This window comes from Rhizobium sullae (genome assembly GCF_025200715.1).
GTDB classification, from domain to species: Bacteria; Pseudomonadota; Alphaproteobacteria; order Rhizobiales; family Rhizobiaceae; genus Rhizobium; species Rhizobium sullae.
Map to the genome: position 1 here is coordinate 1,370,467 of NZ_CP104143.1, position 25,249 is coordinate 1,395,715.

Genomic DNA, 25,249 nt, shown 5'->3' on the forward strand with positions numbered 1-25,249 from the left:
GGGAAAGCGCAACGGGACGATTATCCTTCCGTGCCCGAGACATCGCTGCAAACGATCGCATAATAGGCCGCAAGTTCGGGGATCATCTGCGGCATCGTCTCAAAAACGGGATCATCCGGCGAAAGCTTGCCAGCATATTTCATTTCCACGAAGGCCCGATGTGCTGCCAGCGCCGCGGCATCCGCATGATGCAGCACTGTGAAGACCGGGGTGGAAAGGGTCTTGCCCTTGACCAAGACACGGTCCAGCTCGGCGATAGTATAGGTGCCCTCTACAAGCCTTGCCGTCTCTTCGCCGAGAAGCAAAGCAACCCCGTAGTTCTTCGAGGCACCTTCCAGCCGCGACGCGAGATTGACCGCGTCCCCGAGGCAGGAATAGTCGAAACGCCTGTTCGAGCCCATGTTGCCGACGACGCATTCGCCGGTATTGATGCCGACGCCCATTTTCAGCGTATGCAGCGGCGTGCCGTTTATCCGGGACTCTTTCTCGAGTTGCCTGTTCAGGACCGCGATCGCCTCCTGCATCGCGAGGGCGGAGGCGACGGCATGCAGGGCATGCTCCGGGTCGTCGAGCGGCGCGTTCCAGAAAGCCATGATGCAGTCGCCCATATATTTATCGATCGTCCCGCCGTGATCCATCACGACATCGGAAAGCGGCGTCAGCAGTCGATTGATGAGTCTTGTCAGCTGCTCCGGATCGTCCTTCAGCGTCTCGGCGATCGTCGTGAAACCACGCACGTCCGAAAACAGGACGGAAAGGGTGCGCCGCTCGCCGCCGAGCTTCAGCTGCGAAGGGTCCACGGAAAGCCGCTTGACAAGATCGGGCGAGATGTATTGCGAGAAAGCGAGAGTGATCTGCTTCTTCTTGCGGCGCTCCTCGGCAAAATCGAACACGCCTTGTCCGAAGGCGACCGAGACGAAGGCTACGGTCGGACCGAGCGGCGCGACGAACAGATTGCCGAAACGGATGCCGGCATAGCTCAGCGCCGCAGCCACGCCGATGAACACAACCGTAGCAGCAAATGTCGGCCAGCCCGTGGATTTCCAGACGGTCGCGGCAGCGAGCATAGCGGCAATCAGGATGGCGAGGGCAACCACCGGAAGGCGCGCCAGCTCGATCGAATAGCCATGCACGATATTGTCGTAAATCGTCGCCTGTATTTCGACGCCGGCGACCAGTCTGCCGGTATGGACCGTGTAAGGCGTTGCAAAGGCATCGGCGCCGCCTTTGTCGATTTCCGGCGCATTCTGCAGGCTGAGCCCGACAAGCACCACGCGGTCCTTGAAGAAATCCTGCGGCAGAAAGTTTCCTGGGTCCAGCGCCTGATAATACGAGACCGTCGGATAACTGCGCGATGGTCCGAAAGACTGAATCAGTGCATCGGCGGGCAGGCGGCGCGGGGCTCTCCCGGCTGCCTGCGCAAGGGTGATGGCAAAGCCGTCCTGATAGGAGGGGATATTGCGAAAGACGCCGTCGCCGCCAAGGTTGATCGAGGCGATGCCCGTTCTCGCGCCAGCCGCAGTCAGTTGCGGCATCGGCGTGGCGCGGATCAGCTGGTCGGCCTGCGGCGTCTGGATCAGTGTTTCGTCGCCGGCCAGCACGACATCCGGGCCGACGGCCGCGGTGATGGCCGCGTCGTCCTCTCGCGAAGACTGTTCGGCCATGATGATATCAAGGCCGATTGCCCTGACGCCCGCCGCGCGCAGCTGCCGAACCAGCCGGGCATGCAGGCTGCGCGGCCAGGGCCATTGCTCATTGATCTCAGCCAGAGATGGTTCGTCGATCGCCACGATCACCGGCGCATCCGCAGGCGGCAGCGGATCATCGACCGTGGAGAGGTAATCGAAGCTCCGCAGTTCCAGCAGCGACCAGGCGGGAAGACGCGAAAGCAGCGAGATGGCAATCAGCGTCAAAAGCACCAGCACCGCCAGCCGCACCGGCCGGCTGCTGAACGGCCGGCCGGGAGAATGCGCAGCACGGCTGAGCTGGGTTGTGTTCATCAGAAGCGGACTTTGAGGGTGGCCTTCACCGCACGGCCCCAGCCCGGAACGCCTGGCGACACTTCGAAATCTTCATCGAGAAGATTGAAGGCAGCCGCCTCGAGGGCGAAGCGCTTGTCGAGCGGCTCCCAGATCAGATTGGCGTCGAGCGTCCAGTAGTCATCGAGGCGGACACTGCCTAACAGTGGGTCGTTACCCTCGCGTTCACCGATATAGTTCGCAGCCACAGTGACTTTTATATTGGCTTCGTTGACCCAGGTGATGGCGAACTGCCCTGATTGATCCGGTACGTAGGGCAGGGATCTTCCGAAACCTACGCTTGCCGGATCGTTGTTCTTGGAGTCTGCATACGCTGCCGTTGCAGACACGCCAAATCCGTACTCCAAGGCAACGTTGGCGGTCGCGCTGACCCGGTCAATGCGACCGTCTTCAATATCGACGCCAAGCGGGAGGGGAAAGACAAATGGCGCGATTGTTGGATAGGCCAAGCTGAGGTCGCGAATTTCTTGATGCTGATAGTCGACGCTCGTGAACAGACGATCCGTCCATTGGGCATCCCATTGCAGCGCGATCGTGTCCGCGTAACCGTCGATACCGATAAACGACTGGTTCGGCTGCAGACCTAAGACACCGATAGGTGAGAGTGTAGGTGTGCCGAAATCGAAGCTCTGACGCATGAATGCTGCGCGCAGCCACTGACCATCAGCAGGTGCCCAAGCTAGGCCGAAACGTGGCTCCAACCGGTGTACGTCCGTTGTTTCGCCATCCATGACAGTGCCAAAGAGGGCATATTCTGCTTTGAGATCTGGCGTGATTTCGTGGAGCAGGTCAACGTATGCCCGGCCGATACCAATTCTTTCATCGACCGAGCTTTTAATCGGAATACCGGCAAACTCGTCCATGGCCTTGACATCTACGAACCCACCTTCAAGGCCATATCGCCAGGTCAGCTCATCGTCCCCGTAGAGGTGATTGATGGCCGCGACGTAGCTTTCTTGTGATGCTTTAGCAATTCTCTCCGATGTCGGTGGCGGGCCGAAAACCTGAGTAATGTCTTCGTTGGCTTCCGTATAGAAGGCCGCCATATTTAGTACATTGCGGTAGCCAAAGGTGTGGCTCCAGCCAAGACCTGCTGCCGTCGCCCTCGTCTCGGCGTCGCCATTTTGTTCAGCGGCCGCCAATGGAAATGCTATGTCTTGATCGACGTTGCTGTCCGAATGATTTGCATAGAGGACAAAACGGTCATCGGGATTGGGTGTGGCCGTCAGATATCCATTGCCTGATAGGGCGCGAAAGTCACCGCTGAAGCTGCCCGGACCAAGCAAACGTCCGAGAAAAGATCGGTCCTGGCCTTCCGTCGGAATCTGATCCCAGGTGACATTCGCGAAGCCGCTGATGGGGAACGGCTCGTTGGCAAAGCCCTGGATTTCGGCTTCACCGATCAGTTTGTTTTCACCGGCGGAGTTCATCACGCCTGCGCCAAGCGAACCTTCCAGAAATGGCCGCCTCAGGAGGTTTGCCGAACGAGATCGGCCCGACAGCATATGAGGATCGAGCAGAAGACCCTGAACCAGCGCCGAAAAGCTGTTCGGATTAAGCTTGTACGGATCGATTTCGTCGTCAAAGATTTCCGTATTTGCGAACGGCCTGATATTGCCGCGGATCGACTGGTCGACATAGGCGCTGCCGGCGAACGGATCGAAGACGGCGTCACCATAGTAGCGGCCCCAGGCGTTCAATCCCTGCAGCCGGAACGCATTGTTCAACGTCGATCCGGCATCCTGGTTCGCGCCAAGCGATCCGTAGTGACCGCCGCGCGCTTTCGAACGTCGCAGGAACTCCTGTGCATATTCTATTGCGCCATCGGCATCGTAATCGTCGATGGCGACGGCGGTGCGGAAGGAGGAAATGACCGGGTCGTTCTCGTCCAGCCGATCGGCATTGTCGAGCGCCTGGTTTGACGGGTCGCGGTCGCCCTTTTCGTAGTGGCCGGCGGCGAGCATCAACTGGGCCTGCGAATAGCCGGGATTGGCGGTCGAGGCGGCCAGTAGGTCGTCGATCGCCTTGTCCATCTCGCCGGTTTGCAGATAATAGCGTCCACGCGCCAGCAGCGCGATGTCGAAAGCCGGATCGGCAGCCAAGGCCAAATCGATCTCGCGCTTTGCCTCCTTCATCCGCGACTGGTCGAGGTAGAGGATCGCGAGATTGGCGTGGCCAACCGGATCGTCGGGATCGAGCTCGATGGACTTCTTGAGTGCGGCTTCCGCTTCACGCGTCGCGCCGCGGGCATCCTGGAGCAGGCCAAGATCGTTCCAAGCCATGGACGAGCCCGGCGCGACCTTGATCGCGTTGTTCAGATCCTCCAGCGCACCGTCGAGATTGCCTTCGTAGTCGGCGCGCATGCGGGCGCGGGCCTGCAGCGCGTTAGGGTCGGTTGGGTCGATCGCGAGCGAGCGGTCGATCGCCTCCTTCATCTGGATACGGTCGTTGATCAGCATCGCGAGCTGCGCGCGCAAGGCGGGCAGGGTGGAATCGTTCGGATATCGCGCTTCCGCCTGCTTCATTGTCGCGATTGCTGCGGGAATATCCTCGAGGAAGCCTGCCGTATACGCCTTCATCACGGCAGCGTAGGGACCGGTGACGTTTGCCGGCGGCTTTTCAGTATGGTCCGGATCGCGTAGCGAACGCGAATAATAACCGCCATAGGCTGCGATGCTGCGGCGCTGCGGATCGAGCGACCGCTCGGCCCGCGAGAACAATCTTGCCGCCTCGTCGTACCGCTTCTCGGCGCCGGCGATCAAGGCTTCGATCAGGTCGGCCCGGGCGCGCTGCGCGGTGGAAAGCTTCAAGGCACGAGCTTTCGCCAGCGATTCCAGCACCTTTCGCCGGCCGTCGAGCGACAGCTGCACCTCGGCGAGCGTCAGCCAATCCTCCGCACTTCTTGCCTCAGGTGCCTTGGCTTCGATGCGGCTTCGTTCGCTGCGCATCTTCTGGACGGAAAGCGGCGAGGCCGGCATGAAGGTGAAGCCGCTGCGCAGCGTGAGGTAGAACAGCATCTGCTCGCGGTCGTCGGGTGTCACGATCACAAGCTTGCGGGGCGCCTGGCCGATGGTGGCGACGGCCGCTTCACCCTGCGCAACCTCGACGCTGCCGTGTTCGTTTTTCAGCTCCACGCGGCCTTCCAGAACGATGAGCGACGTCTGGTCGCCCTTGACCGTCAGTGTCCAGTCGGTGCCGCGGATGGCGGCTGCCGCGGCCGGTGTCTGAACGGTCAGGCCAGAGCCGCCGCGCTGGGCGCGGGCCCACATCGTGCCGGATTGGAGGTTCAGGATCGTATCGCCCGCCGGGGCCATCTGCTTGACCTGCAGCGAGGAGTTCCGGCCGAGGCGCACCTGCGTGTGGTCGGCGAAAAGGATTGCGAGCTGGCCGGTGGCATTGGTGCGCAGCACATCGCCGCCCAAGAGGTCCTGGTGCAGGTTGATATTCTGCCAGTTCGACAGGTCGACGAACCGGACCTCCTCGCCGATTTTGCGGTCGATGACGGAGCCTGCGGCCGGTGCCGCGCGCCGCACGGGTTCAGCGGCTGCCGGCCGCGCAAGACAGTGCGCCGCGACAGCCAACGCCGCAACGGCGGACATTAAATTGATGAATCGACCCCTCATGTCTAAAAGCGTGTGTCTATATGAAGTTGAAAAGTCAAGCCGTGCCGTATCCGCACTATTGCTTTGTCTGTGAAGTGTAATATCAGAGAAACACTTTGGGGCTGGAGTTGAGAACGTGACGGATTTTGAAAGTGCGGCCGAACTGATGAGGAGTGGGCCTTCGACCGAGGATATCGGGACCGAATATTTCGATCACATCAAGAAGATCAACGATATTTTTTACGACCAAATCAAGATTTCCGACCAGAAGGCTGCCTATATCTTTACTTTCATGCTCGCCTTCTTGGTGAGCTCCAGCGAGGTGCGCAGCGTGTTTACCTTGACGCGCTATGTTGAAGGTTCCCCGCAAAGTATGCTTTTCTCAGGCTTGCTTGCCGCAGCCTCGGTGTTTTCGATCATATCGGCCATCCTCGTGGTGCTGCCGCGCCACGTGAACAAATCGACCTCGCTTTTCTGGGGTTCCTGGGGCAAGCACCGCCATCGCTTCTGGGATGCCGCGCAGCGCCGGGACGAGGTCTATCTCTTCAACGAATATCTCAACAATGCCGACATCCTGTCGGCCATCGCGCGCGGCAAATACCGCTGCGTGACGTTCGCTTTCCGTGGGCTGATGGTGACCGTCATCGCCTACGTGCTGCTGCTCATTGCGGCTTAAGCGATGCAGCGATGACGCGAGCTGGCCTTGGACCTGTTTCTTCTGTATAAGCCCTCGTCCCGCGTGAGCTGAGCTCACGATGTGCCGGTTCGGAGCAGCGGGGCGGCAGCGAAACCATCACGACGAAAGACCGGCACGGTCACGCCGCTTCCAGCCCGATGCCGCTCTCCTGCGGGTTCTCTAGGCAAGAAGGGGGAGCAACTGGCTGCCTTGCCGTTTTATTTCCGTAAGGTATGGCGTATCGGAGAGCACAAAATGGGTAATGCCAAGCTCTTCATATTTGCGCAGCGAGCGCGCAACGTCCTCGGCTGACCCGACCAGCCAGGTGGTTCCCGCTCCACCTCCGCCGAATTTTCCCGGCGCCGTGTAGAGATTGTCATCCAGCACGTCGCCTTGCCGGGCAAGGTCCAGGAGGCGTTGCTGACCGACGGCAACCCCGTGGCGATGGTCCTGCCAGCTTCCCGCCGCTCCCTCGGCCATTTTGGCAACCTTCGCTTCCGCATCCGCCCAGGCCTGCTCCGTCGTATCCCGAACGAGAGTGGTGATCCTGAGGCCGAATTCCAGTGGCTGCAGGTCGCGATCGAGTGTCTTGCCGAGTGCCTTCAGCCGCTCGATCCGCTCCCGCACGCCATCCAATGGTTCGCCCCAGAAGAGCTGGACGTCGGCTTCGGTCACGGCGACCCGCTCGGCCGCTTCCGAGGCACCTCCGAAATAGAGTTTGGGATGACGGCGATCGCCGATCGGTGCGAGCCGCGGCGCCGCCGTGGATCCGGTCACCTGGAAATGCTCACCACTGAAGGTGACGTCTTCTTCGGTCCAGAGCCTGCGGATCAGCCGCATGAATTCCTTCGTGCGGGCATAACGCTGCACCTGGTCACCTTCCTGGTCGCCATAGGCTGCAAGCGCATCCGGCCCGGACACGACATTGACCCGCACACGACCGCCGCTCAGATGATCGAGGGTTGCTGCGGAGGAAGCGAAATTTGCCGGTTTCCAATAGCCGGGCCGAACCGCGATCAGTGGCTCGAAGGTCGTCGTGCGGGCGGCGAGCGCAGTTGCGATGGTGAAAGTGTCGGGCCGTCCCCAGCCTGTGCCGATCAGGGCGCCTTTCCAGCCATGCTGTTCCAGAGCTTTCGCGTGGGCCGTCAGCGTGTCCAGGCTGTTGTGATCCGGATCAGCCGCATCGCCTCGGTGGCCGGCTTTGACGTCGTTGGGAATGTACCAGAGGAATTCGGAATGACTGCTCATGATCTATCCGTGACCTGATTTCGAAGTTTGCCCTCGTCGAGCAATAACCTGACCGTCTTTGCCGCATTGCGGCGCATCTCGACGGCCGCATGATCGGAATAAAAGGCATTGTGCGGTGTGATCACCAGCCGCCCCGCAAGCCAGTCCTCGCGGTTCCGCCACGCTGTCAGCAACGGATGTTCTCCGGGCGGCTCTTTGACCAGCGTATCGATCGCGGCGGCGGCGAGATGTCCGCTCCGCAGCGCCGCCTCAAGCGCATCGAGATCTTCGATCAACTCGCCGCGTGCAGTGTTGACGACAATGGCTCCGGGCTTCAGCCGGGCGAGACCGTCAGCGTCAAGAGTGCCGCGCGTCTCGCCGTTCACCGGGCAATGGAGGGAGATGACATCCGACTGGGCGAGAAGCTCCTCCAGTCGGTCCGTGCGTTCATAGCCGACGGCTTTTTCATGCCCGGGCGGCTGGCCGGGATCGTAACCAAGGATGCGGAAACCGAAGGGTTTCAGCCGGTTGACGACTGCCGTTCCGATTCTGCCGACGCCGACCACACCCACGGTGGCCTTGTTGGAGCGCGAAAGTGGTTTGAGGCTATGGACCTGCCATCCGGACGTATATCCACGAGCGCGGGCGTCATGTTCCCAGAGCCGCCGATGCAAGGACAGGATCATCGCCAGCGCATGATCGGCGACCTCCTCGGTGCCGTAATCGGGATTGTTGGCGAAGGGGATGCCGGCGCTGCCGAGCGCCGCGAGATCGATCTTCTCGTAGCCGACGCCAACCACGCCCCTGCAGCGGGTCAAGTGCGCGATGCTTTTTTGCCCGAGCGGTGCGCCCCAGACCATCAGGGCATCGAGCCTTGCCAGGCGATCAGGGGCGAATGATGCCTCATCCGTGCTGGCGAAGAAGTCTATCTCGACATCATCGCCGAGCACGTCCGCTTCAAGATCGGGCGCGCCGATCATGTGGTCGGTTATCCCGACCGCGTATTTCTTACGATCCGACATTCTTGTCCCGATGCGTTGGCGCTAGCGCGTCATTCCCCATTTCGCCACCGTTCGCTGCTCCAACTGGCGGAACAGGACGTTTTCGACCAGAAGGCCGAACAGGATGACCATGATCAGCCCGGCGAAAACCCGGTCGGTGTAAAGCTCGTTGCGGTTCTGGAAGATGTACCAGCCGAGCCCGCCCTTGCCGGAGGAGGCGCCGAAGACAAGCTCGGCCGCAATCAGGGTGCGCCAGGCGAAGGCCCAGCCGATCTTGAGCCCAGCAATGATCGATGGCAGAGCGGCTGGTACAAGGATCAAAAGCACATACCGCAAGCCGCGCAGTCCGTAATTGCGGCCCGCCATCCGCAAGGTTTCCGGCACGCTCGTGAAGCCGGTATACATGTTGAGCGCCAGCGGCCAGAGCACCGAATGGATCAGCACGAAGACAAGGCTCCCTTGTCCCAGCCCAAACCACAGGAGCGCCAGCGGCAGCAAGGCGATCGGCGGCAGGGGATTGAGCATGGAGGTCAGGGTCGAAAGGAGGTCGCGCCCGATCCGGGTTGAAACGGCAAGCGAGGTCAGAACGAAGGCTAAAACGACACCTGCCGCATAACCCTTGATCAGGACATCCAGCGAGTTGATCGCTCGGCTCGGAATAATGCCGCTGGAAATATCCTCCACCAAGGCTTTTATCGAGGTGGTGAACGACGGCAGGAGCAACTCATTTCCCTGAAGCCTGGCGGCAATTTCCCACAGCAAGGCAAGACAGATCAGGATCAGGCTCTTGCGTAGCCAGGTGCGCTGCCAGAGGCGTTCGTACAGCGGCAGAGCTTCTTCGCTTTTTGATTCAGCAAGCGGCTCGAGCGGCAACTCGTATTCGGGGCGGATAGGAGGCACAGGGCGGCGCGTCCCGGTCTTGGCGCCTGTGCTCAAGACTTCAGTCATGCCTGGCTCCATCAACGGCTGAGGCCTCTTCGAAAAGAAGGCGGTGGATGCGGTTTGCAGCTGCCTGAAATTGCGAGCTCCCGCCACTTTTGAGATCCCAGTCATGGCTGTTGATCTCCGCTCGCATGCGTCCCGGGTGCGGCGACAAAAGCGCGATGCGGTTGCCGACGACCAGAGCTTCCTCGATGGAATGGGTGACGAACAGCAGGGTGAAGCGAACCTCTTCCCAAAGCGCCAGCAGCTCCTCCTGCATTTTTCGCCGCGTGAGCGCGTCCAGAGCGGCGAAGGGTTCATCCATCAACAGGACGCGCGGTTCCATGGCAAGCGCGCGAGCAATGGCCACGCGTTGTTTCATGCCGCCGGACAGCGTGTTCGGATAAGCGTCCGCGAAGCGGGTTAGGCCGACTTTCTCGATATAGTGCTCGGCGCGTTCGGCGGCCTCTTTGCGGCTGAGGCGGCCTGAAGCCCGCACCGGGAACGCCACGTTCTCCCGCACCGTCTTCCATGGCGGCAACTGGTCGAATTCCTGGAAAACGACGACGCGATCCGGACCGGGGCCGTGCACGGGCCGCCCGTCCAGCAGGATCTGTCCCTGGCGAGGTGCAATGAAGCCGCCGACGGCTTTCAGCAGGGTGGACTTGCCGCAGCCCGAAGCACCGAGCAGGATGAAGCGATCTGCTTCCCAGACGTCAAAGCTGACATTCTGCGTGGCGCGCACCACCCGGCCGGGCGCCTGGTATTCGAGGGTGACGCCCTCGACCGAAAGAAGGGGCGGGGAAGGCGGAACACCGTTCTCCCGAACGGGTGCAGTCATGCCGTCCATTCTCAATTCCATCGTTGACGGCCCAGAACAGGCTTGCATCGCATCCAGTCGTGAGCCGTGAAGGTTGTGATGCGATATCAGCTGCCGTTTTCGCCGTATGCCTCGGGGAAGAAATAGTCCTTCCAGGAACCTGCCTGTTTTTTCAGGACGCCAAGCTTGTGCAGCTCGGTCGCATAAACGAAGGTGTTCTGAGGCCTGATCGTGAAATCGTTCTCGGGATCGTTGATGATATCGACAACGAGCTGCGGCGACAGCTTCGAACCCTGCTGACGAATGAAGGCTTCTGCAGCCTTCTGCTTGTTTGCGTTGATCCAATCTGCAGCCTCACGCAGGGCTGCGTAGAAGGCTGCATAGGTCTTCGGATTTTCGTCGTGGAAGGCCGTGCTGGTGTAAAGAACGTTGAATGTCGCTGGCCCGCCCAGAATGTCATAGGAACTGATAACCTTGTGGACTGCCTTATTTGCCTGCAACGCCTGGTAATAGAAAGGCGCAGAGGAAAAATGCGAGTTCACCTCAGTGCCGCCGGAAATCAATGCCGCGGTCGCATCCGGATGCGGCAGGCTAACGGAAATCTGGTCGAGCTTCTGGAAATTGTCAGCGCCGAAGAGTTTGGCAGCCTCGATCTGCAGCGTCCGCGACTGGAAGCCAACACCGGCGGCAGGCACAGCGATCCGGTCCTTGTCGCTGAAATCCTTCAGCGTATGGACATCCGGATTGGTGGTGATGAGATAGTTCGGCAAGGAGCCAAGGGCTGCCACTAGCTTGACGTCACCCTTGGTGCGATCCCACATCGTCAACGCAGGCGGCACGCCTGCCGAGACGATGTCGAGATTGTTGGCCAGAAGCGCCTCGTTCATCGCGGTCGCGCCGGAAATGCTCGCCCACTCGACGTCAATGTCGACGCCAGCTTCGTTGCCATGTCTTTCGATGAGTTTTTGGTCGCGAACGACATCCAGGATCAGGTAGGAAATGCCGAACTGCTGTGCGATCCTGATCCTGCCCTCGGCTGCGGTCTGTCCTGCGAGCAGCGTGGCGGCAATGCCGAATGCCGCGCCAAGAGCCGTGCGGCGACCAAATTTGACGCTCAATGTCGTAAGGCCAAGTGCCTTCATAAATACCTCTATTCGGCGAAATGATTTAAGTGAACGCGATGAAGCGCGTGCTTCTCCGCGTGGATTCTTGGAAAGCTGCATCTTCGCTGAACCAGCTTTATGCTCACAGGCTAAGGTTCACGATGAAATCTATCAATATAGTGGTGTTCTATTCCGGCGCGTGAAATGAGAGCAGAATCGCTCGGCACAGCCGAAATGTCGAAAAATCTACTTGGCGCGGGATGTTCTGCTCGAAGCAGGCGACTTCGCGGGTGGGAGTTCTTCGGTACGATGCGGGCGGCGGCGGATTACTACTCCGCCGCTATCGCCGCAGAGGTCGAGCGTGCGTTGATAAGCATGGAAGCCTCGCAAAGCGCCTGGTTCACGCGGCCGAGGATGGCAAGCGAGGGGGCGCCGTCGGTGAAATCACGGCCCGAGGCATAGATGGCGGTCGGCGTGACGAAGGCTTCGAAAAATGCGAAAAGCGGGCGCAACTGGTGCTCGACGACAAGCGAATGCCGGTCTCCGCCCCCTGTAGCCGTCAGCACGATCGGTTTGCCACGCAGATCGGAGGGATCGAGCAGATCGATGACGTGCTTGAACAGCCCGGTATAGCTTCCCTTGTAGGTTGGCGATCCAATGACGAGCGCGTCGGCCTCGATAATCGTTCGGATCACCCTACGAGCAACGGGATCCAGATCGGCTACCGATCTCGCCGCCGTCAGAGATGATCCCAGATCCTCGACGTCAAACACCACATGCTGCAGGCCAGATTGTTTCGCCAGAGCTTCGGTCACGCTTTCGACGAAACGTCTTGTGCTCGACGGGCGCGAGATGTTGCCGGAAAAGGCCGAGTTCGTATTTCAGGGTGAAGGTCAGGAAATTGAATCCATCGGTGCGCCCCGCTCGTACCGATCCCTGCAACTGATCGGCGATATTCTCGACGAGCCGATGGGGAACCAAATGTCGGCACCGCTGGAGTGATCCCAACGGATGGTTTGGATACGAGGTTTGGAATAATCATTGGTCTCCTAAAGGCCACATGCAAAAGGCGGGTCGGATACAAAACCGTTCGCTGCCGCATGTCAGGAAGCCTAAGGGAACAGTGCGCCACCAAGAAAGACTGGTCGTTCTTTTTCTACTGAATTTATAGAAAATAGTTTGATGATTTGCTGTTTTGCCGCGACCATTTGTGCACGGGAGCTTCAAGGGACTGAGAACGCGCTGCGGCGAAGACGAAGCTTGCAGCCTCAGGCGGCTTAACTTGGCAGTCGCCGGAGCGATGATGCCGCTAAGCTCTCCCCTCAGACAAATTTTTCATTTCCGCTGCCATTGATGCAACGGCGTTCCTTAGCGCCGAGCCGATGCATACATACGTTTAGAGCTAACGATATCTGCGAGAGCCCGCTTCATGGCAAAATCCCTGCATCTTACAGCCTTCATGCGTCCGGTCAGCCTGCACACGGGAGCGTGGCGTTATCCCGGATCTTATCCGGACGCGAATTTCAATTTCGGCCATATCAGGTCGTTCATCCAAAAGCTCGAGGAGGCGAAGTTCGATGCCTTCTTCATGGCCGACCATCTGGCCGTGTTGAACATGCCGATTGACGCGCTTGTCCGCAGTCATACGGTCACCTCATTCGAGCCCTTCACGCTGCTTTCGGCGCTTGCCTCGGTCACGGAAAAGATCGGCCTTGCCGCCACAGCTTCGACCACGTTCGACGAGCCGTATCATGTCGCCCGCCGCTTCGCCTCGCTGGATCATATCAGTAACGGACGCGCAGCCTGGAATATCGTCACCACGTCCAATCCCGATTCCGCCCGGAATTTCGGTCTGGACGAGCATGTCGAACATGGCGAGCGATATGCGCGGGCGCGCGAATTCTACGAGGTCGTCACCGGCCTCTGGGACAGTTTTGCGGACGATGCCTTCATCCGCGACCAGCAAAGCGGCATTTTCTTCGACGCGGCGAAGATGCACGTGCTTGATCACAAGGGTAAAGAACTCAGCGTGCGTGGCCCACTTAACATTGCCCGGCCTGTCCAGGGCTGGCCGGTGATCGTCCAGGCGGGGCAATCGGAGCCCGGTCGCCAGCTTGCCGCCGAGACCGCGGAGCTCGTCTTCTGTTCACCGCGCGATCTTGCCGCCGCAAAGATGCTTTATGCGGACATCAAGAGGCGAATGCCAGCGTTCGGTCGCAAGCCCGAGCATTTGAAGATCTTGCCGGCTGCACTCATCGTGATCGGCGACACGGTCGAGGAGGCGAAAGCCAAACGCGCCAAGCTCGACAGCCTTGTGCACTACGACAGTGCGATCGCTTCACTGTCAATCGCGCTAGGGCATGATGCATCGGGTTTCGATCCCGATCAGCCCTTGCCGGAAATTCCGGAAACCAATGCCAGCAAAACCGGACGCGCCCAGGCCGTGCGCTTGGCGCAAGAAGAGAAACTGACGGTTCGCCAGCTCGCACAGCGCTACGGCGGCTATGCCGGACTTGCCTTCGTGGGGACGCCGCAATCCATTGCCGATGAAATGGAGGCCTGGCTTTCGGAGGAAGCATCGGACGGATTTACAGTCGTCTTTCCCTATCTACCCCAAGGTCTGGACGATGTAACGCAGCGGCTTGTTCCGGAATTGCAACGGCGTGGCCTTTTCCGCAACGATTATGAGGGAACGACGCTTCGCGAACATTTGGGCCTTCCCCGCCCGGCTAACGCGTTCTTCGCCTAACGGGATTTGCCGGGGGGTATGCGCACCAATATGGCTCTGCTGCACGCTGCCCACAGTAGAGGACGTGCATCGGACTTGAGGGTTCCCCGCAAAGTATGCTTTTCTCAGGCTTGCTTGCCGCAGCCTCGGTGTTTTCGATCATATCGGCCATCCTTGTGGTGCTGCCGCGCCACGTGAACAAGTCGACCTCGCTTTTCTGGGGTTCCTGGGGCAAGCACCGCCATCGCTTCTGGGATGCCGCGCAGCGCCGGGACGAGGTCTATCTCTTCAACGAATATCTCAACAATGCCGACATCCTGTCGGCCATCGCGCGCGTCAAATACCGCTGCGTGACGTTCGCTTTCCGTGGGCTGATGGTGACCGTCATCGCCTACGTGCTGCTGCTCATTGCGGCTTAAGCGATGCAGCGATGACGCGAGCTGGCCTTGGACCTGTTTCTTCTGTATAAGCCCTCGTCCCGCGTGAGCTGAGCTCACGATGCGCCGGTTCGGAGCAGCGGGGCGGCAGCGAAACGAGATTGAGTTACCATGACGCAAGGCAAGATGTCTGTGGCGGACGGCAAGGGGCATTATTCCAATGGCCCCGTCTTCGCCGTTGCACCTATGATCGATTGGACGGACCGTCACTGCCGGTACTTCCACCGGCAGATCAGCCGCAATGCCTTGCTCTATACCGAAATGGTCGTCGCCGACGCGATCATCCACGGGCCGCGGGAGAGGCTGCTGGCGTTTGACGCCGAGGAGCATCCGGTGGCGCTGCAGCTTGGCGGGTCGGATCCGGCAAAACTTGCCGAGGCGGTGCGGATCGCCGCCCCCTACGGCTACGACGAGATCAACCTCAATGTCGGCTGTCCATCAGACCGGGTACAGTCGGGAACTTTCGGTGCCTGCCTGATGCTGACGCCGGAGGTGGTGGCGGATGGCGTTGCGGCGATGAAGGCCGTCTCCAAAGTACCGGTGACGGTGAAATGCCGGATCGGAGTCGACGACCAGGAGCCGGAGGCGGCGCTGCCGGAACTCTTGTTGCGGGTGCTCGATGCCGGGGCCGATGCGGTGTGGATTCACGCCCGCAAGGCCTGGCTGAAGGGCTTGAGCCCAAAGGAGAACCGCGAGATCCCGCCGCTCGACTACGGCATTGTCTATCGCATGAAGGAGCGTTGGCCGGACGTCTTCATCGGTATCAACGGCGGCATCCAGACGCTGGACGAGGCAGCGGCACATTTGAAGCATGTCGACGGCGTAATGCTCGGGCGGGCGGCCTATCAGAACGCTGGGATCCTCGCGGATCTCGATCATCGCTTCTTCGGCGCGCCGGCGGCGGTGCCGGATTGGGGCGGGCTGCGCGACCGCATGATGGTCTATGCCGCGCGGCATATCGCAAGCGGCGGGCGGCTGCAGCACGTGGCGCGGCATATGGTGGGGCTGTTTACCGGCTTGCCCGGTGCGCGGCGCTACCGGCAGGTTCTCTCGGTCGATGCGGCGAAGGCAGGCGCCGGGCCGGAGGTGATCGCGGCGGCCTTTGCGGCGGTGGATTTTTCCGGTGCCAAGGCGGCGCTGAGCGCCTGACGATCAAAACGAAAAACGGCGCCAGGGGAGGCGCCGTTCTCATTCCTGCTTGACACAGAAATCGAATTAGTTGGCCGAGATGTTGACGGCCTTCGGGCCTTTGCCCATGCGATCCGGCTCGGTGTCGAAGGTGACCTGCTGGCCTTCGCGCAGCGACTGGATGCCCGACGCCTGCAGAGCGGAGATGTGGACGAATACGTCCTTGGCGCCGCCGTCCGGAGTGATGAAACCAAAACCCTTGTCCTGGTTGAAGAATTTTACGATGCCCTTGGTGGCCATGTGGGATAGTCCTTTTCCCTTAGTCTGTCTGGTATCCGCGCCCCCGAGAGGAAGCGGACGGCTTTAGCTTTCGTCCCGTTAGACCGGAACGAAGGGTCAGTCGGAGAAGTCACGTACGGGGAAAGAACGTCTACGCAGGCGGGGATTACCCGCGCCGCCTTCCGCTACGGAAGGCTTTACCACATCTGTCCAGTCACCGGCATGCTAATGCCCGAGTGCCGCAATTGGTGACAGCATTCAGGGAAAAAAGCAAGCGGTAATATTGTGGCATGCGCTGCCGCAAGCCCGGAAATGCCAAAGATTCAAACACTTGACGAAAGGTTACACGCCACGGCCGGGCCTGTGCCATTTGCGGATTCCGTACCACAACGGCACCGCGCCGCCGGTGCGGGCGATGCAAGCTCGCGAAGGACGCTGCGGAAACATTGGCCTCCGTCGCGCGACCCTTCGCCACCGCGGCCGCTATCTCCACCGCGTCGCCGCCATCTGCCGCCGGCACCAGCGGCGCGGGTGCTCGCCGGCCATGACCTGCTGGCAAAGTTCCCCGGCCAGCGGCAGGGCGGTATCGAAGCACTGGCGCTCGTCGCCGAAACGCAGCGGGGGCCGGTCGTCTTCTCCTCGCGACCGCAGCGATGATGACGGCGGCAGCTGCGCGTCAGGCAGACGAGTTCGGGATAATGCAACGTCTGAGCAAGGCTCCTCCCCACTGCGGGAGAGGAAGCAATTTCAACATTTAGGCCAAAGTGTTAGAAATTGCAGGTGAGGCGATTGCAACGTATCGCGAGATTGCGGGAGGCTCGTACCGGAAATTGCAGGTTGGGGAGCGTGGCCTGCAGGCAAACCATAATTTCGTCCCGACTGGACCCGAATATGGCGGGCGCCGGTGCTTCGGGCTTGATGCGGGCGGGCCGAGGGCGTAGGTCACGGGAATGGGGACAGGTGAATGCTAAAGGACAGGTGGGCGGTTTGATCGATCCCTATGTATTGCTCGGACTTGACCGCGATGCCGGCGAGCAGGCGATCCGCAGCGCCTGGCGCAAGGCCGCCAAGACGGCGCATCCCGACTCGGGCGGCGATGCGGAGCATTTCGGCCGGCTGCAGACCGCCTACGAGCTCTTGAAGGACCCGGTGCGCCGCCGCGTCTACGACGACACCGGCTACGATCCGCAGCTTGCCGACCCCAAGGACCTCGAAGGCGTGCTGATGCTGGAAAAGCTCGTCAACGACGTCATCCTCGACGAGCGGGAGCCCGGCAGCTTCGATCCCGTAGCCGCCATGCGCCGCAGGCTTTCCGATGACATCGTCAAGAATCGCTTCCATATCCTGGAGCTGGAGCGCCACCGCAACCGCGTGCGCCAGCACATCGACCGCCTCGGCCGGCGCCCGGAAACCGACGTGCTCGGCTCCATGCTGCGCGCCCGCAGCCAGTCGATCACCGACGCCATCCGCAAGGCGGAAGGGCAAATCGAGGCGATCGAGCATGCCTATACGATGCTCGAGGGCTATTCGTATGAGGTGGAGATGGTGGCGATGGTGGCCGTGACGGAGCGACGGGGGGAAGCCGCCGAGTAGGGGGCTGACCTGGTCCTTCGCGATTTTCACCTAAGCTGAGTGCCATCCCGCCAATGCTTGGCCGTAATATTTGTTCCGTTCATGGCAGTGCCATGGGCACAGGGCTACACTATCGGTTGCAACGGCGCGCGCAAATACGCTAGAGATTCAATGGATTTGGATCAAGACATGGGCAGTTGCTCCACGATTGCATTTCAAGACTTGAGTTCGTTAGACCGCAGCTTGATATGGCTATTACCGAGAAACAATCGGTCAGCTATCTCAACGAGGTTTACCCTCAATTCGTACGAGATCATTGAGCAGGGCAGAATAGCTCTGGAATTTACCAATAAGCTTAAAGTCGAGTTCGGAAAATATTACCGCGTCGGCCGGCCCGTTTCCCCCTTCGTCCTCCCTTGCGCTTCTGATTCACCGGATTCTCGTGGGAGCCGGCGCCCGTCTTTGTCGTGGACGAGAGGCCGGGAGGCGTCCGAGGATGACGGAGAGGACGAGAGAGTGTCGCGCTTGTCTTCGACCGGCGCATAGGCGAAGCTTCGGGACGGACCAAGGCTCGGAGGCCGCCATGAAATGCATCGTCGGATTCTTCACCACCAAGCCCGGACAGCGCGCGGCCTATCTTGAGGCGGCGCGGGAGCATCTGGAGAAGAGCCGGCTCGATCCGGATTGCCTCTATATCGAGCTGGTGCCGATGCCGGACCATCCGGACAGGATTTTGCTGGCCGAGGCCTTCACCAGCGAGGAAGCGCATCGCAGGCATGAGGATACGGATCATATGCGCGCCTTGTGGGCCGTTGGTCCGAAGCTGCTGTCGAATGTGGTGATCGACAATGTGATTTCCGACCGGGTGCAGCATATCGACGAGAGGTTTGACTGAAGAGGGCGGAGAAAAAGAGTCATTCACCGCGCGGACGCGTGGGGGCTGGATCGCGGATCAAGTCGGGATGAGGGAGAGAGGGGTCACCGCCCCGGGCGTCCGGTCTTGCCTTTCGTCCGGCCCTTGCGCTTCTGCTCCGCCGGGTCCTCGTAGGAGCCGGCGCCGGTCTTGCCGCGCGCAAGGGGGCGAGGGTCGTCGGGATTCCCCCTCACCAAGTTCGGCGAATCGCCCGGCTGCGCCGCGCGGGGCGAACTATCCTCTCCCCGTTGGAGCGAGGAGGGGCTCTGCGTCTGCGGCTTTTCCGGCAGCTTGCCGGTGATCGGTTTTTCGGTGCGGCCGACGGTCATTTCGTCAAGGGTGTTCTTGCGGAAGAGGGGTTTTACGGCGTCCGTGCCTGGGCCCATGTCGTCAAGGGTGGGTTTGGCGAAGTAGGTGCCGCTCTTTCCCTCGCCCTTGCGGGCAGGGTGACCCGAAGGGCCGGGAGGGATATTTGCGGCTGACGCTGCGGATCGTGGTTTCCCCTCTCCAACCTTCCCCACAAGGGGGAGGGAGTCGGTTGCGTTTGCCGCGCCGATCTTCTTTCTTCCACCGGCCTCCATCGCCCTGGACTCCTCGCGCGCCATCGGGTCGTCCATGACCGCAAGCTCGGCGGCTTTGAGGCGTTTGATTTCGTCGCGCAGGCGGGCGGCTTTTTCGAAGTCGAGGTCGGCGGCTGCATCGCGCATCTGTTTTTCAAGCGCGTTGAGATGGGTCTGCAGGTTGTTGCCGACGAGGTTGCCGCCGTCGGCGAAGCCCTTGCCGGAGACGCCGGAGATGTCGGCGCGGACGTGGTCGCGCTCGTAGACGGAATCGAGGATATCGGAGATGCGGGCCTTCACCGATTCCGGGGTGATGCCGTGTTCGAGGTTGTAGGCCACCTGCTTTTCGCGGCGGCGGCCGGTTTCCTCCATGGCGCGCTTCATCGAGCCGGTGACATTGTCGGCATAGAGGATGACCTTGCCGTCGACGTTGCGTGCGGCGCGGCCGATCGTCTGGATGAGGGACGTCTCGGAGCGCAGAAAACCTTCCTTGTCGGCGTCGAGGATGGCGACGAAGCCGCATTCGGGGATGTCGAGGCCTTCGCGCAAGAGGTTGATGCCGACCAGCACGTCGAAGGCGCCGAGCCGCAGATCGCGGATGATCTCGATGCGCTCCAGCGTGTCGATGTCGGAATGCATGTAGCGGACGCGCACGCCCTGCTCATGCAGGTATTCGGTGAGGTCCTCGGCCATGCGCTTGGTGAGTACGGTGACGAGGGTGCGATAGCCCTTGGCGGCGGTCTCGCGGATTTCGCCGAGCACGTCGTCAACCTGGGAGCGGGCGGAGCGGACCTCCACCGGCGGGTCGATGAGGCCGGTCGGGCGGATGACCTGTTCGGCGAAGACGCCGCCGGCCTGCTCCATCTCCCAGCCGCCCGGCGTGGCGGAGACGGCGACGGTGTCCGGGCGCATCGCGTCCCATTCCTCGAAGCGCAGCGGGCGGTTGTCCATGCAGGACGGCAGGCGGAAGCCGTATTCGGCAAGCGTCGCCTTGCGGCGGAAGTCGCCGCGGTACATGCCGCCGATCTGCGGTACGGTGACGTGGCTCTCGTCGATGAACAGCAGGGCGTTGTCAGGGATATATTCGAAGAGGGTGGGCGGCGGCTCGCCAGGGGCACGGCCGGTGAGGTAGCGCGAATAGTTCTCGATGCCGGCGCAGGAGCCGGTCGCCTCCAGCATCTCGATGTCGTAGCGGGTGCGCTGCTCCAGGCGCTGGGCCTCCAGCAGGCGGCCGGCCTTTTCCAGCTCGGCGAGGCGGAGCTTCAGCTCCTCCTTGATCGCCCTGATGGCGCCGTTGAGCGTGGGGCGCGGCGTGACATAGTGCGAGTTGGCGTAGATCTTCACCGATTTCAGGTCGCCGGTCTTCTGGCCGGTCAGCGGATCGAACTCGGTGATGGCGTCGATCTCGTCGCCAAACATGCTTATGCGCCAGGCCGCGTCTTCCAAGTGGGCGGGGAAGAGCTCGATCGTGTCGCCGCGGACGCGAAATGAGCCGCGCTGGAAATCCATGTCGCGGCGCTTGTACTGCTGGGCGACGAGGTCGGCGAGCAGTTGGCGCTGGTCGAGCCGGTCGCCGACCGACATCTGGAAGGTCATGGCGGTGTAGGTCTCGACCGAGCCGATACCGTAGATGCAAGAGACTGAGGCGACGATGATGCAATCGTCGCGTTCGAGCAGCGAGCGCGTCGCCGAGTGGCGCATGCGGTCGATCTGCTCGTTGATCGACGATTCCTTTTCGATATAGGTGTCGGAGCGCGGGACGTAGGCCTCCGGCTGGTAGTAGTCGTAATAGGAGACGAAATATTCCACCGCGTTGTCGGGGAAGAAGTTCTTGAACTCGGAATAGAGCTGGGCGGCGAGCGTCTTGTTCGGCGCCAGGATCACGGCGGGACGCTGGGTCGCCTCGATCACCTTGGCCATGGTGAAGGTCTTGCCGGAGCCGGTGACGCCGAGCAGCACCTGGGAGCGGTCATCGTTCTCAAGGCCCTCGACGAGGTCGCGGATCGCCGTCGGCTGGTCGCCGGCGGGCTCGTAGTCGGAGACCATGCGGATCTTGATGCCGCCCTCGGACTTCTCCGGCCGGGCCGGGCGGTGCGGCGTCCAGATTTTGCCGTTCTTGTGCAGCGGATTGCCGGACTCGATGAGCGCCGAGAGCGCCTCGACTGTGGCCGTAACCGCGGTGCCGGCATTCAGCGAGGCGGCCTCCTCCAGCGTCGTGTCCATGCCGGAAACCGGATTGAGGCCGGCACGGGCGCGGGTCTTCGGGTCGGTCGAGCCGCCCATCGATGTTCCCCGTGCGGATTTGGAGGCGGCGATCTCCACCTTCTTGCGGTGCTTGCCGGCCTTGGAGGCGATCTCGCGCTGCGTCTCGACGCTGGACGCCTCGGCGTCGGCTTCTAATTGCTTCACCCAGTCGGCGACGGAGCCCTCCAGCGGAGCGCCTTCAAAGGACGACTGCGGGGCTTCCTCGAAGCCGTTCGGGGCGGGGGATTTCTTCGTCGATTTGGCCATGGGCGGAATATGGCGAGAGTCAGGGCGAAAGGGAAGAGGCAAAGAGTACAAAAGGGAAACGAATGAATCGTTCGGATTTCGCCAACAGTGGGCTCAATCCTCCGGCAGGGTGAAGACCGCGCAGGGCTCGGCGATGCCGCGCAACCGGTGCTCGCCCAGCGGGGTCAGGGCCGCCTCCGTCTCTCGCGCGAGCGCGCCGGAGATCAGCACGCTGCGGCCAAGGGGTTTGCATAGCCCTTCGAGCCGGCTGACTAGGTTGACGGCGGGGCCGATGGCGGTGAAGTCCAGCCGGTCGGCCGCGCCGATATTGCCCCACAGCATCTCTCCGAAATGCAGGGCCGCGCCGAAAGGCAGCGGCGGCAATCCCTGCGCCTGCCGCGCCGCGTCGAGATGGGCCATGCCGGCGCGGGCGGCGGCGGCGGCCCGCAGCGCCGCCTCGCAGGCTTCGGCCGGCGCGCCGGCAGCCGGGAAAATCGCCAGCACGCCGTCGCCCATGAACTTCAGCACCTCGCCGCCGAAGGCGTGGACTGCGCCAGCGACGCGGTCGAACCACGCATCGAGCGCGGCGATCATCACCACAGGCTCTGTCGCTTCGGAGAGGGCGGTGAAATCGCGCAAATCAGCACAGAGCAGTGCGGCACGGATCGTCTCCCCGGTGCCGCGATGCAGCGCGCCGGCCTGCACCCGCGCGGCACTGCGCCGCCCGAGATAGGCTTCGAGTAGTGCTGAAAGCGCCGCCCTTGCGGCGAGCGCTGCCAACGGTGCCGCGGCAAAACGCGAGGCCTGCCGCAGCCGGCCGGCCTCGGCTTGGTCGAACGGCCGTATCCCGGCCCAGCCGAGCAGCGGACTGTCCGGCGCCGAGCCTGCGATGTGCTCCTCTACCGGGCCGAGCCCGGCCAGCCAGTCGCGTCCGGCCTGGTTGAGCGCCGCGCCGGGGAAAGCCAACGCCTCGATCACCACGCCAGTCTCCGCCCGCCAGAGCCAGGTGCGGCGGGCGACGATCGGATGCGGCACCGCGAGCGTCAGAGCTGCGCCGGCCAGCGGCAGGCCGTCGGCCAGCAGCCGGCCGCCGAGCTCGGACAAGAATCGTTCAGGGCTAGGCGAGGCACCGGCCTCGTCCACCAGCCAGGCGAGGGGCGGGGGTAGATCCATGCCGCGATCATGCCACCGCGATCGCCGCCTGTCATCCGCGCCGCTCCAGTTGTTGCGTCACCGTGCGGGGATATTCAATTTCGGGAGCGGACGCTGTCACGTTTTGCCGGCGAAGGAATCCGGACCCGGATCGCGCCCGGCTGCGACTTCGACCAATCGGTCGAGGTAATGAGCCCAGCCTTCCGCATGGCCCTCGCATTGTTCGGTGCTCGGCAGGCCGGTATGAGTCAGGCGCAGCAGTGTTCCATCCGGCTGCTCGACGAGGTCGATCTCGACCAGGCTCGACCCCGGCGGCACCACTTCGCTGCCGTCCCAGCCGAAGCTGTAGGCCAGGCGGTGCACCGGCACCACCTCGCGAAAGGAGCCGCGGGCAAAGCGGGCACCGGTGACGTTGACCAGATAGATTCCTCCAGGCTGCGGCTCGATCTCCGCCTCCGTTCCCATCCAGCGCAGAATCTTCTCCGGATCGGTCAGGAGGGCGAACACCGCGGAGGGCGGCGCCGGAATATGCGTCTCGCGGCGAACGACAAGGGACTCTTGCATCGGTCTCTCTCCCGTGTTTGTCATGGCACCTGGGGCGGAGGATGGCAAAGTGCTACCCCGCAGCATGTAGGCGGAAGCTCTCCCTCAACAAGGGCACCTCAAGCACCTAACATGGCACCAACTTTAGCCCTTGCCATCGAAATGATGGGAGTGACAAGTGTGACGGGATTCCATGGACTCGCCAGCGCCGGAGATGATGGTTGTAGACGTTCTCCCCGGGGGGTATCGGGAGCCATTGCCGGTGACGAACGGTCAATCGGCGGTCTCCTTCAAATCGTGGCGCATGATCGGGCGCGCGCGAATCCGCCGGGCGACGACCTTGAAGCCGGCGCGCGTGAAGGTCGACGCATAGCCGCTGCCCGAAGCGCTCGGCGACACCCTGGCATCGAAGGGGTAGGCTTCAAGGGCCGGTGCCTTTGCCATCCTGGCGGTCTTCAAGGCCGCCAGGATCAGCTCGAACGTCACGCCCTGCCGGCGATAGCCCTTGCGCACATAAAGGCAGGACAGCGCCCAGACTGGAGCATCGTCTACCCGCTTCACCCGCCACTGCCGGTCCAACGCAGGAACGGCGTCGCGTGGCGTGAGCTGGCACCAGCCGACCGCGACATCGCCATGGAAGGCAAGAAGGCCCGGTGGCGGGCCGCGCTTGACGATCTCGCGGAACACCGCCTTGTTTTCCTCGCCCGGCCGCTTGCGATAGGCCGCACCGATCCGCCCATACATGCACCAGCAACGGCTGGCGGCGCCGGTCTTACCGAAGAGATCCTCAAGGAAAGGCCATAAGTCAGGCGTGAGCGGGCGAATCTCGAGTTCCATGCAACATACCCTTCGCTGGATTTGTCGCGTTCAACGCTGGCACCACACAGTGGCTTTCCACCGGTTGCGGTCGCTCTTTGTGGAAGGCATGTTGTTTCTGCCGGCATCTTTTCAAGTTTTTCCGGGGCCGTTGTCGGGACAGGCGGCGGCCACACGTCCTTGGCAGGTAAGGGCCACAAGGGCTCGCACAGAGGAGAGCAGACATGAGAAAGGTTATCACCGGTGCATTCGTCAGTCTTGATGGCGTCATGCAGGCGCCGGGCGGCCCGCACGAAGACCCTGTCGGTGGCTTCAAGTATGGCGGCTGGGTCTGGCCTTATTTCGACGAGGCAATGGGGAAGGCCGTGGACGAGATGTTCGCCAAGCCGTTCGACCTTCTGCTCGGCCGCAAGACCTATGATATCTTCGCCGCATATTGGCCATATGTCGATGCCGACGACTCGATCGGCCCGCTGTTCGACCGCATCACCAAATATGTCGCGACCCGCAATCCGGACTTCAAGCTCAGCTGGCAGAACAGCCAGTTGCTCGGTACCGATGCGGTCGCCGCACTCAGGACGTTGAAAAGCGGGGAAGGCCCGGATTTGCTGACCCAGGGCTCGACCGACTTTCTGCAGACCCTGTTCAGAAACGACCTAGTCGATGAATTCAATGTTTTCTTATTTCCGGTCGTGCTCGGCAAGGGCAAGAAATTGTTCGGCGACGGCGCCTTTCCCGGCGCGCTGAAACTCGTGAGCTCACGGGTCTCCGGCTCCGGCGTGACGATCAACAAATACGCTCGCAACGGCGACGTCGTCACAGGCTCATTCGGACCCGACCAGCCAAGCGCGGCCGAAATGGAGCGGCGCAGGAACCTGAGCTGAGGCTCTGGACGCCGTTTGGAGAGGTGAAGCATGGAGGACATTCCGGTCATCAAAATGCGGCGCAAAGGCAAAAGCCTGACGCAGAGCATGCTGATCCCAAGCGAGACGATGGTCGCCGACGAACTGCGGGCGGCCCAACCGGGCCATCTGTCGGACCCGGCGGCGCTGAGACGTGCACTCGCGGCAAAATACGGAGCCGATGCGTGCTGCCCGGTGACCGTGCAGCGGCACCTGGTGCGCATCAGCGAGGATGCCAGCGCTCCCTTCTGGCGCGTCGTGGACCCTGACCGGCCGTTCGCACGGCGAATGACCGGTGGGCCGGACCATATTCGCGAAAAGCTGGCCGCTGAGCGCTGAG

At 61.8% G+C, this 25,249-nt stretch carries 22 protein-coding genes and 1 pseudogene; 10 read left to right on the forward strand and 13 right to left on the reverse strand.

The features are described from left to right. Positions 1–20: 20 nt before the first annotated feature. The gene (locus N2599_RS06900; RefSeq protein ID WP_027513245.1) at positions 21–2,000 is read right to left on the reverse strand and encodes an adenylate/guanylate cyclase domain-containing protein; all 1,980 of its coding nucleotides are present in this window, start codon (positions 1,998–2,000) and stop codon (positions 21–23) included. Continuing rightward, positions 2,000–5,662: a FecR domain-containing protein gene (locus tag N2599_RS06905; RefSeq protein ID WP_027513244.1), complete on the reverse strand. Its 3,663-nt coding sequence runs from the start codon at positions 5,660–5,662 to the stop codon at positions 2,000–2,002. Before N2599_RS06905 ends, N2599_RS06900 begins: the two co-directional genes overlap by 1 nt. Before the next feature lie 115 nt (positions 5,663–5,777). On the opposite strand from N2599_RS06905, the gene N2599_RS06910 reads away from it, so the two are divergent. Then, positions 5,778–6,317, forward strand: coding sequence for a Pycsar system effector family protein (locus N2599_RS06910; protein WP_027513243.1), 540 nt, complete (start codon positions 5,778–5,780; stop codon positions 6,315–6,317). A 180-nt stretch (positions 6,318–6,497) separates the two neighbouring features. Here N2599_RS06910 and N2599_RS06915 read toward each other — a convergent pair whose 3' ends face one another. The 6 genes from N2599_RS06915 to N2599_RS06940 all read right to left on the reverse strand — a co-directional run bounded on the left by N2599_RS06915 (position 6,498) and on the right by N2599_RS06940 (position 12,204). Next, positions 6,498–7,565: an LLM class flavin-dependent oxidoreductase gene (locus N2599_RS06915; protein ID WP_027513856.1), complete on the reverse strand. Its 1,068-nt coding sequence runs from the start codon at positions 7,563–7,565 to the stop codon at positions 6,498–6,500. After that, positions 7,562–8,566 (reverse strand): C-terminal binding protein, encoded by a 1,005-nt coding sequence (locus N2599_RS06920; protein WP_027513855.1) that lies wholly within the window; start codon positions 8,564–8,566, stop codon positions 7,562–7,564. The genes N2599_RS06915 and N2599_RS06920 overlap by 4 nt, the downstream gene beginning before the upstream one ends. Before the next feature lie 21 nt (positions 8,567–8,587). After that, positions 8,588–9,493 (reverse strand): ABC transporter permease, encoded by a 906-nt coding sequence (locus N2599_RS06925; RefSeq protein ID WP_051336860.1) that lies wholly within the window; start codon positions 9,491–9,493, stop codon positions 8,588–8,590. Continuing rightward, the gene (locus N2599_RS06930) at positions 9,486–10,316 is read right to left on the reverse strand and encodes an ABC transporter ATP-binding protein (RefSeq protein WP_037144381.1); all 831 of its coding nucleotides are present in this window, start codon (positions 10,314–10,316) and stop codon (positions 9,486–9,488) included. The genes N2599_RS06925 and N2599_RS06930 overlap by 8 nt, the downstream gene beginning before the upstream one ends. Before the next feature lie 77 nt (positions 10,317–10,393). Continuing rightward, complete coding sequence (locus N2599_RS06935; RefSeq protein WP_084606770.1) at positions 10,394–11,428, reverse strand: ABC transporter substrate-binding protein; 1,035 nt, start codon at positions 11,426–11,428, stop codon at positions 10,394–10,396. Positions 11,429–11,718: 290 nt separating this feature from the next. Next, on the reverse strand, positions 11,719–12,204 hold the full coding sequence (locus N2599_RS06940; protein WP_244914965.1) for an NAD(P)H-dependent oxidoreductase: 486 nt from the start codon (positions 12,202–12,204) through the stop codon (positions 11,719–11,721). Between the two features lie 19 nt (positions 12,205–12,223). On the opposite strand from N2599_RS06940, the gene N2599_RS06945 reads away from it, so the two are divergent. From N2599_RS06945 to dusA, 4 genes and pseudogenes are all read left to right on the forward strand, one after another. Beyond that, positions 12,224–12,391 carry a hypothetical protein gene (locus N2599_RS06945; protein ID WP_156915389.1) on the forward strand — a complete coding sequence of 56 codons (168 nt, stop codon included), beginning with the start codon at positions 12,224–12,226 and terminating at the stop codon, positions 12,389–12,391. A gap of 427 nt (positions 12,392–12,818) precedes the next feature. Next, the gene (locus tag N2599_RS06950; RefSeq protein WP_027513852.1) at positions 12,819–14,138 is read left to right on the forward strand and encodes an LLM class flavin-dependent oxidoreductase; all 1,320 of its coding nucleotides are present in this window, start codon (positions 12,819–12,821) and stop codon (positions 14,136–14,138) included. Positions 14,139–14,218: 80 nt separating this feature from the next. Beyond that, positions 14,219–14,536 (forward strand): annotated as a pseudogene (locus N2599_RS06955) (Pycsar system effector family protein); the annotation flags it as partial. Between the two features lie 204 nt (positions 14,537–14,740). After that, entirely contained in the window at positions 14,741–15,703 is a 963-nt protein-coding gene (gene dusA, locus N2599_RS06960; protein WP_244914970.1) for a tRNA dihydrouridine(20/20a) synthase DusA, read from the forward strand. Positions 15,704–15,769: 66 nt separating this feature from the next. Here dusA and N2599_RS06965 read toward each other — a convergent pair whose 3' ends face one another. Next, positions 15,770–15,982 carry a cold-shock protein gene (locus N2599_RS06965; protein ID WP_027511931.1) on the reverse strand — a complete coding sequence of 71 codons (213 nt, stop codon included), beginning with the start codon at positions 15,980–15,982 and terminating at the stop codon, positions 15,770–15,772. Between the two features lie 291 nt (positions 15,983–16,273). Between N2599_RS06965 and N2599_RS06970 the strand changes: the two genes are divergently transcribed. The 3 genes from N2599_RS06970 to N2599_RS06980 all read left to right on the forward strand — a co-directional run bounded on the left by N2599_RS06970 (position 16,274) and on the right by N2599_RS06980 (position 18,428). Beyond that, positions 16,274–16,618 carry a hypothetical protein gene (locus N2599_RS06970; protein WP_156915315.1) on the forward strand — a complete coding sequence of 115 codons (345 nt, stop codon included), beginning with the start codon at positions 16,274–16,276 and terminating at the stop codon, positions 16,616–16,618. 330 nt (positions 16,619–16,948) lie between these two features. Continuing rightward, on the forward strand, positions 16,949–17,554 hold the full coding sequence (locus N2599_RS06975; RefSeq protein ID WP_027511930.1) for a J domain-containing protein: 606 nt from the start codon (positions 16,949–16,951) through the stop codon (positions 17,552–17,554). A gap of 562 nt (positions 17,555–18,116) precedes the next feature. Further along, positions 18,117–18,428, forward strand: coding sequence for a putative quinol monooxygenase (locus tag N2599_RS06980; RefSeq protein WP_027511929.1), 312 nt, complete (start codon positions 18,117–18,119; stop codon positions 18,426–18,428). Between the two features lie 83 nt (positions 18,429–18,511). On the opposite strand, the gene uvrB is transcribed toward N2599_RS06980, so the two are convergent. The 4 genes from uvrB to N2599_RS07000 all read right to left on the reverse strand — a co-directional run bounded on the left by uvrB (position 18,512) and on the right by N2599_RS07000 (position 24,028). Then, positions 18,512–21,517: an excinuclease ABC subunit UvrB gene (uvrB, locus tag N2599_RS06985; RefSeq protein WP_260308081.1), complete on the reverse strand. Its 3,006-nt coding sequence runs from the start codon at positions 21,515–21,517 to the stop codon at positions 18,512–18,514. Positions 21,518–21,610: 93 nt separating this feature from the next. Next, entirely contained in the window at positions 21,611–22,669 is a 1,059-nt protein-coding gene (locus N2599_RS06990) for an adenylate/guanylate cyclase domain-containing protein (protein WP_027511927.1), read from the reverse strand. A gap of 96 nt (positions 22,670–22,765) precedes the next feature. Next, positions 22,766–23,212 carry an SRPBCC family protein gene (locus N2599_RS06995; protein WP_027511926.1) on the reverse strand — a complete coding sequence of 149 codons (447 nt, stop codon included), beginning with the start codon at positions 23,210–23,212 and terminating at the stop codon, positions 22,766–22,768. Between the two features lie 252 nt (positions 23,213–23,464). After that, positions 23,465–24,028, reverse strand: coding sequence for a GNAT family N-acetyltransferase (locus N2599_RS07000; RefSeq protein ID WP_027511925.1), 564 nt, complete (start codon positions 24,026–24,028; stop codon positions 23,465–23,467). Between the two features lie 203 nt (positions 24,029–24,231). Here N2599_RS07000 and N2599_RS07005 point away from each other — a divergent pair, with 203 nt between their 5' ends. Both N2599_RS07005 and N2599_RS07010 read left to right on the forward strand, forming a co-directional pair. Next, positions 24,232–24,891: a dihydrofolate reductase family protein gene (locus N2599_RS07005; protein ID WP_027511924.1), complete on the forward strand. Its 660-nt coding sequence runs from the start codon at positions 24,232–24,234 to the stop codon at positions 24,889–24,891. A 30-nt stretch (positions 24,892–24,921) separates the two neighbouring features. Beyond that, positions 24,922–25,248 carry a hypothetical protein gene (locus N2599_RS07010; RefSeq protein WP_027511923.1) on the forward strand — a complete coding sequence of 109 codons (327 nt, stop codon included), beginning with the start codon at positions 24,922–24,924 and terminating at the stop codon, positions 25,246–25,248. The last annotated feature ends 1 nt before the right edge of the window (position 25,249 follow it).

Bases quoted from the DNA above. Each gene is read 5' to 3' on its own strand.
- N2599_RS06925 (WP_051336860.1), bottom strand. From the start codon at position 9,493: ATGACTGAAGTCTTGAGCACAGGCGCCAAGACCGGGACGCGCCGCCCT.
- N2599_RS06900 (WP_027513245.1), bottom strand. From the start codon at position 2,000: ATGAACACAACCCAGCTCAGCCGTGCTGCGCATTCTCCCGGCCGGCCG.
- N2599_RS06990 (WP_027511927.1), bottom strand. From the start codon at position 22,669: ATGGATCTACCCCCGCCCCTCGCCTGGCTGGTGGACGAGGCCGGTGCC.
- N2599_RS06965 (WP_027511931.1), bottom strand. From the start codon at position 15,982: ATGGCCACCAAGGGCATCGTAAAATTCTTCAACCAGGACAAGGGTTTT.
- N2599_RS06920 (WP_027513855.1), bottom strand. From the start codon at position 8,566: ATGTCGGATCGTAAGAAATACGCGGTCGGGATAACCGACCACATGATC.
- N2599_RS06935 (WP_084606770.1), bottom strand. From the start codon at position 11,428: ATGAAGGCACTTGGCCTTACGACATTGAGCGTCAAATTTGGTCGCCGC.
- N2599_RS06980 (WP_027511929.1), top strand. From the start codon at position 18,117: ATGAAATGCATCGTCGGATTCTTCACCACCAAGCCCGGACAGCGCGCG.
- N2599_RS06915 (WP_027513856.1), bottom strand. From the start codon at position 7,565: ATGAGCAGTCATTCCGAATTCCTCTGGTACATTCCCAACGACGTCAAA.
- N2599_RS06970 (WP_156915315.1), top strand. From the start codon at position 16,274: ATGCCAAAGATTCAAACACTTGACGAAAGGTTACACGCCACGGCCGGG.
- N2599_RS06905 (WP_027513244.1), bottom strand. From the start codon at position 5,662: ATGAGGGGTCGATTCATCAATTTAATGTCCGCCGTTGCGGCGTTGGCT.
- N2599_RS07000 (WP_027511925.1), bottom strand. From the start codon at position 24,028: ATGGAACTCGAGATTCGCCCGCTCACGCCTGACTTATGGCCTTTCCTT.
- N2599_RS06950 (WP_027513852.1), top strand. From the start codon at position 12,819: ATGGCAAAATCCCTGCATCTTACAGCCTTCATGCGTCCGGTCAGCCTG.
- N2599_RS06995 (WP_027511926.1), bottom strand. From the start codon at position 23,212: ATGCAAGAGTCCCTTGTCGTTCGCCGCGAGACGCATATTCCGGCGCCG.
- N2599_RS06930 (WP_037144381.1), bottom strand. From the start codon at position 10,316: ATGGACGGCATGACTGCACCCGTTCGGGAGAACGGTGTTCCGCCTTCC.
- N2599_RS07005 (WP_027511924.1), top strand. From the start codon at position 24,232: ATGAGAAAGGTTATCACCGGTGCATTCGTCAGTCTTGATGGCGTCATG.
- N2599_RS07010 (WP_027511923.1), top strand. From the start codon at position 24,922: ATGGAGGACATTCCGGTCATCAAAATGCGGCGCAAAGGCAAAAGCCTG.
- dusA (WP_244914970.1), top strand. From the start codon at position 14,741: ATGATCGATTGGACGGACCGTCACTGCCGGTACTTCCACCGGCAGATC.
- uvrB (WP_260308081.1), bottom strand. From the start codon at position 21,517: ATGGCCAAATCGACGAAGAAATCCCCCGCCCCGAACGGCTTCGAGGAA.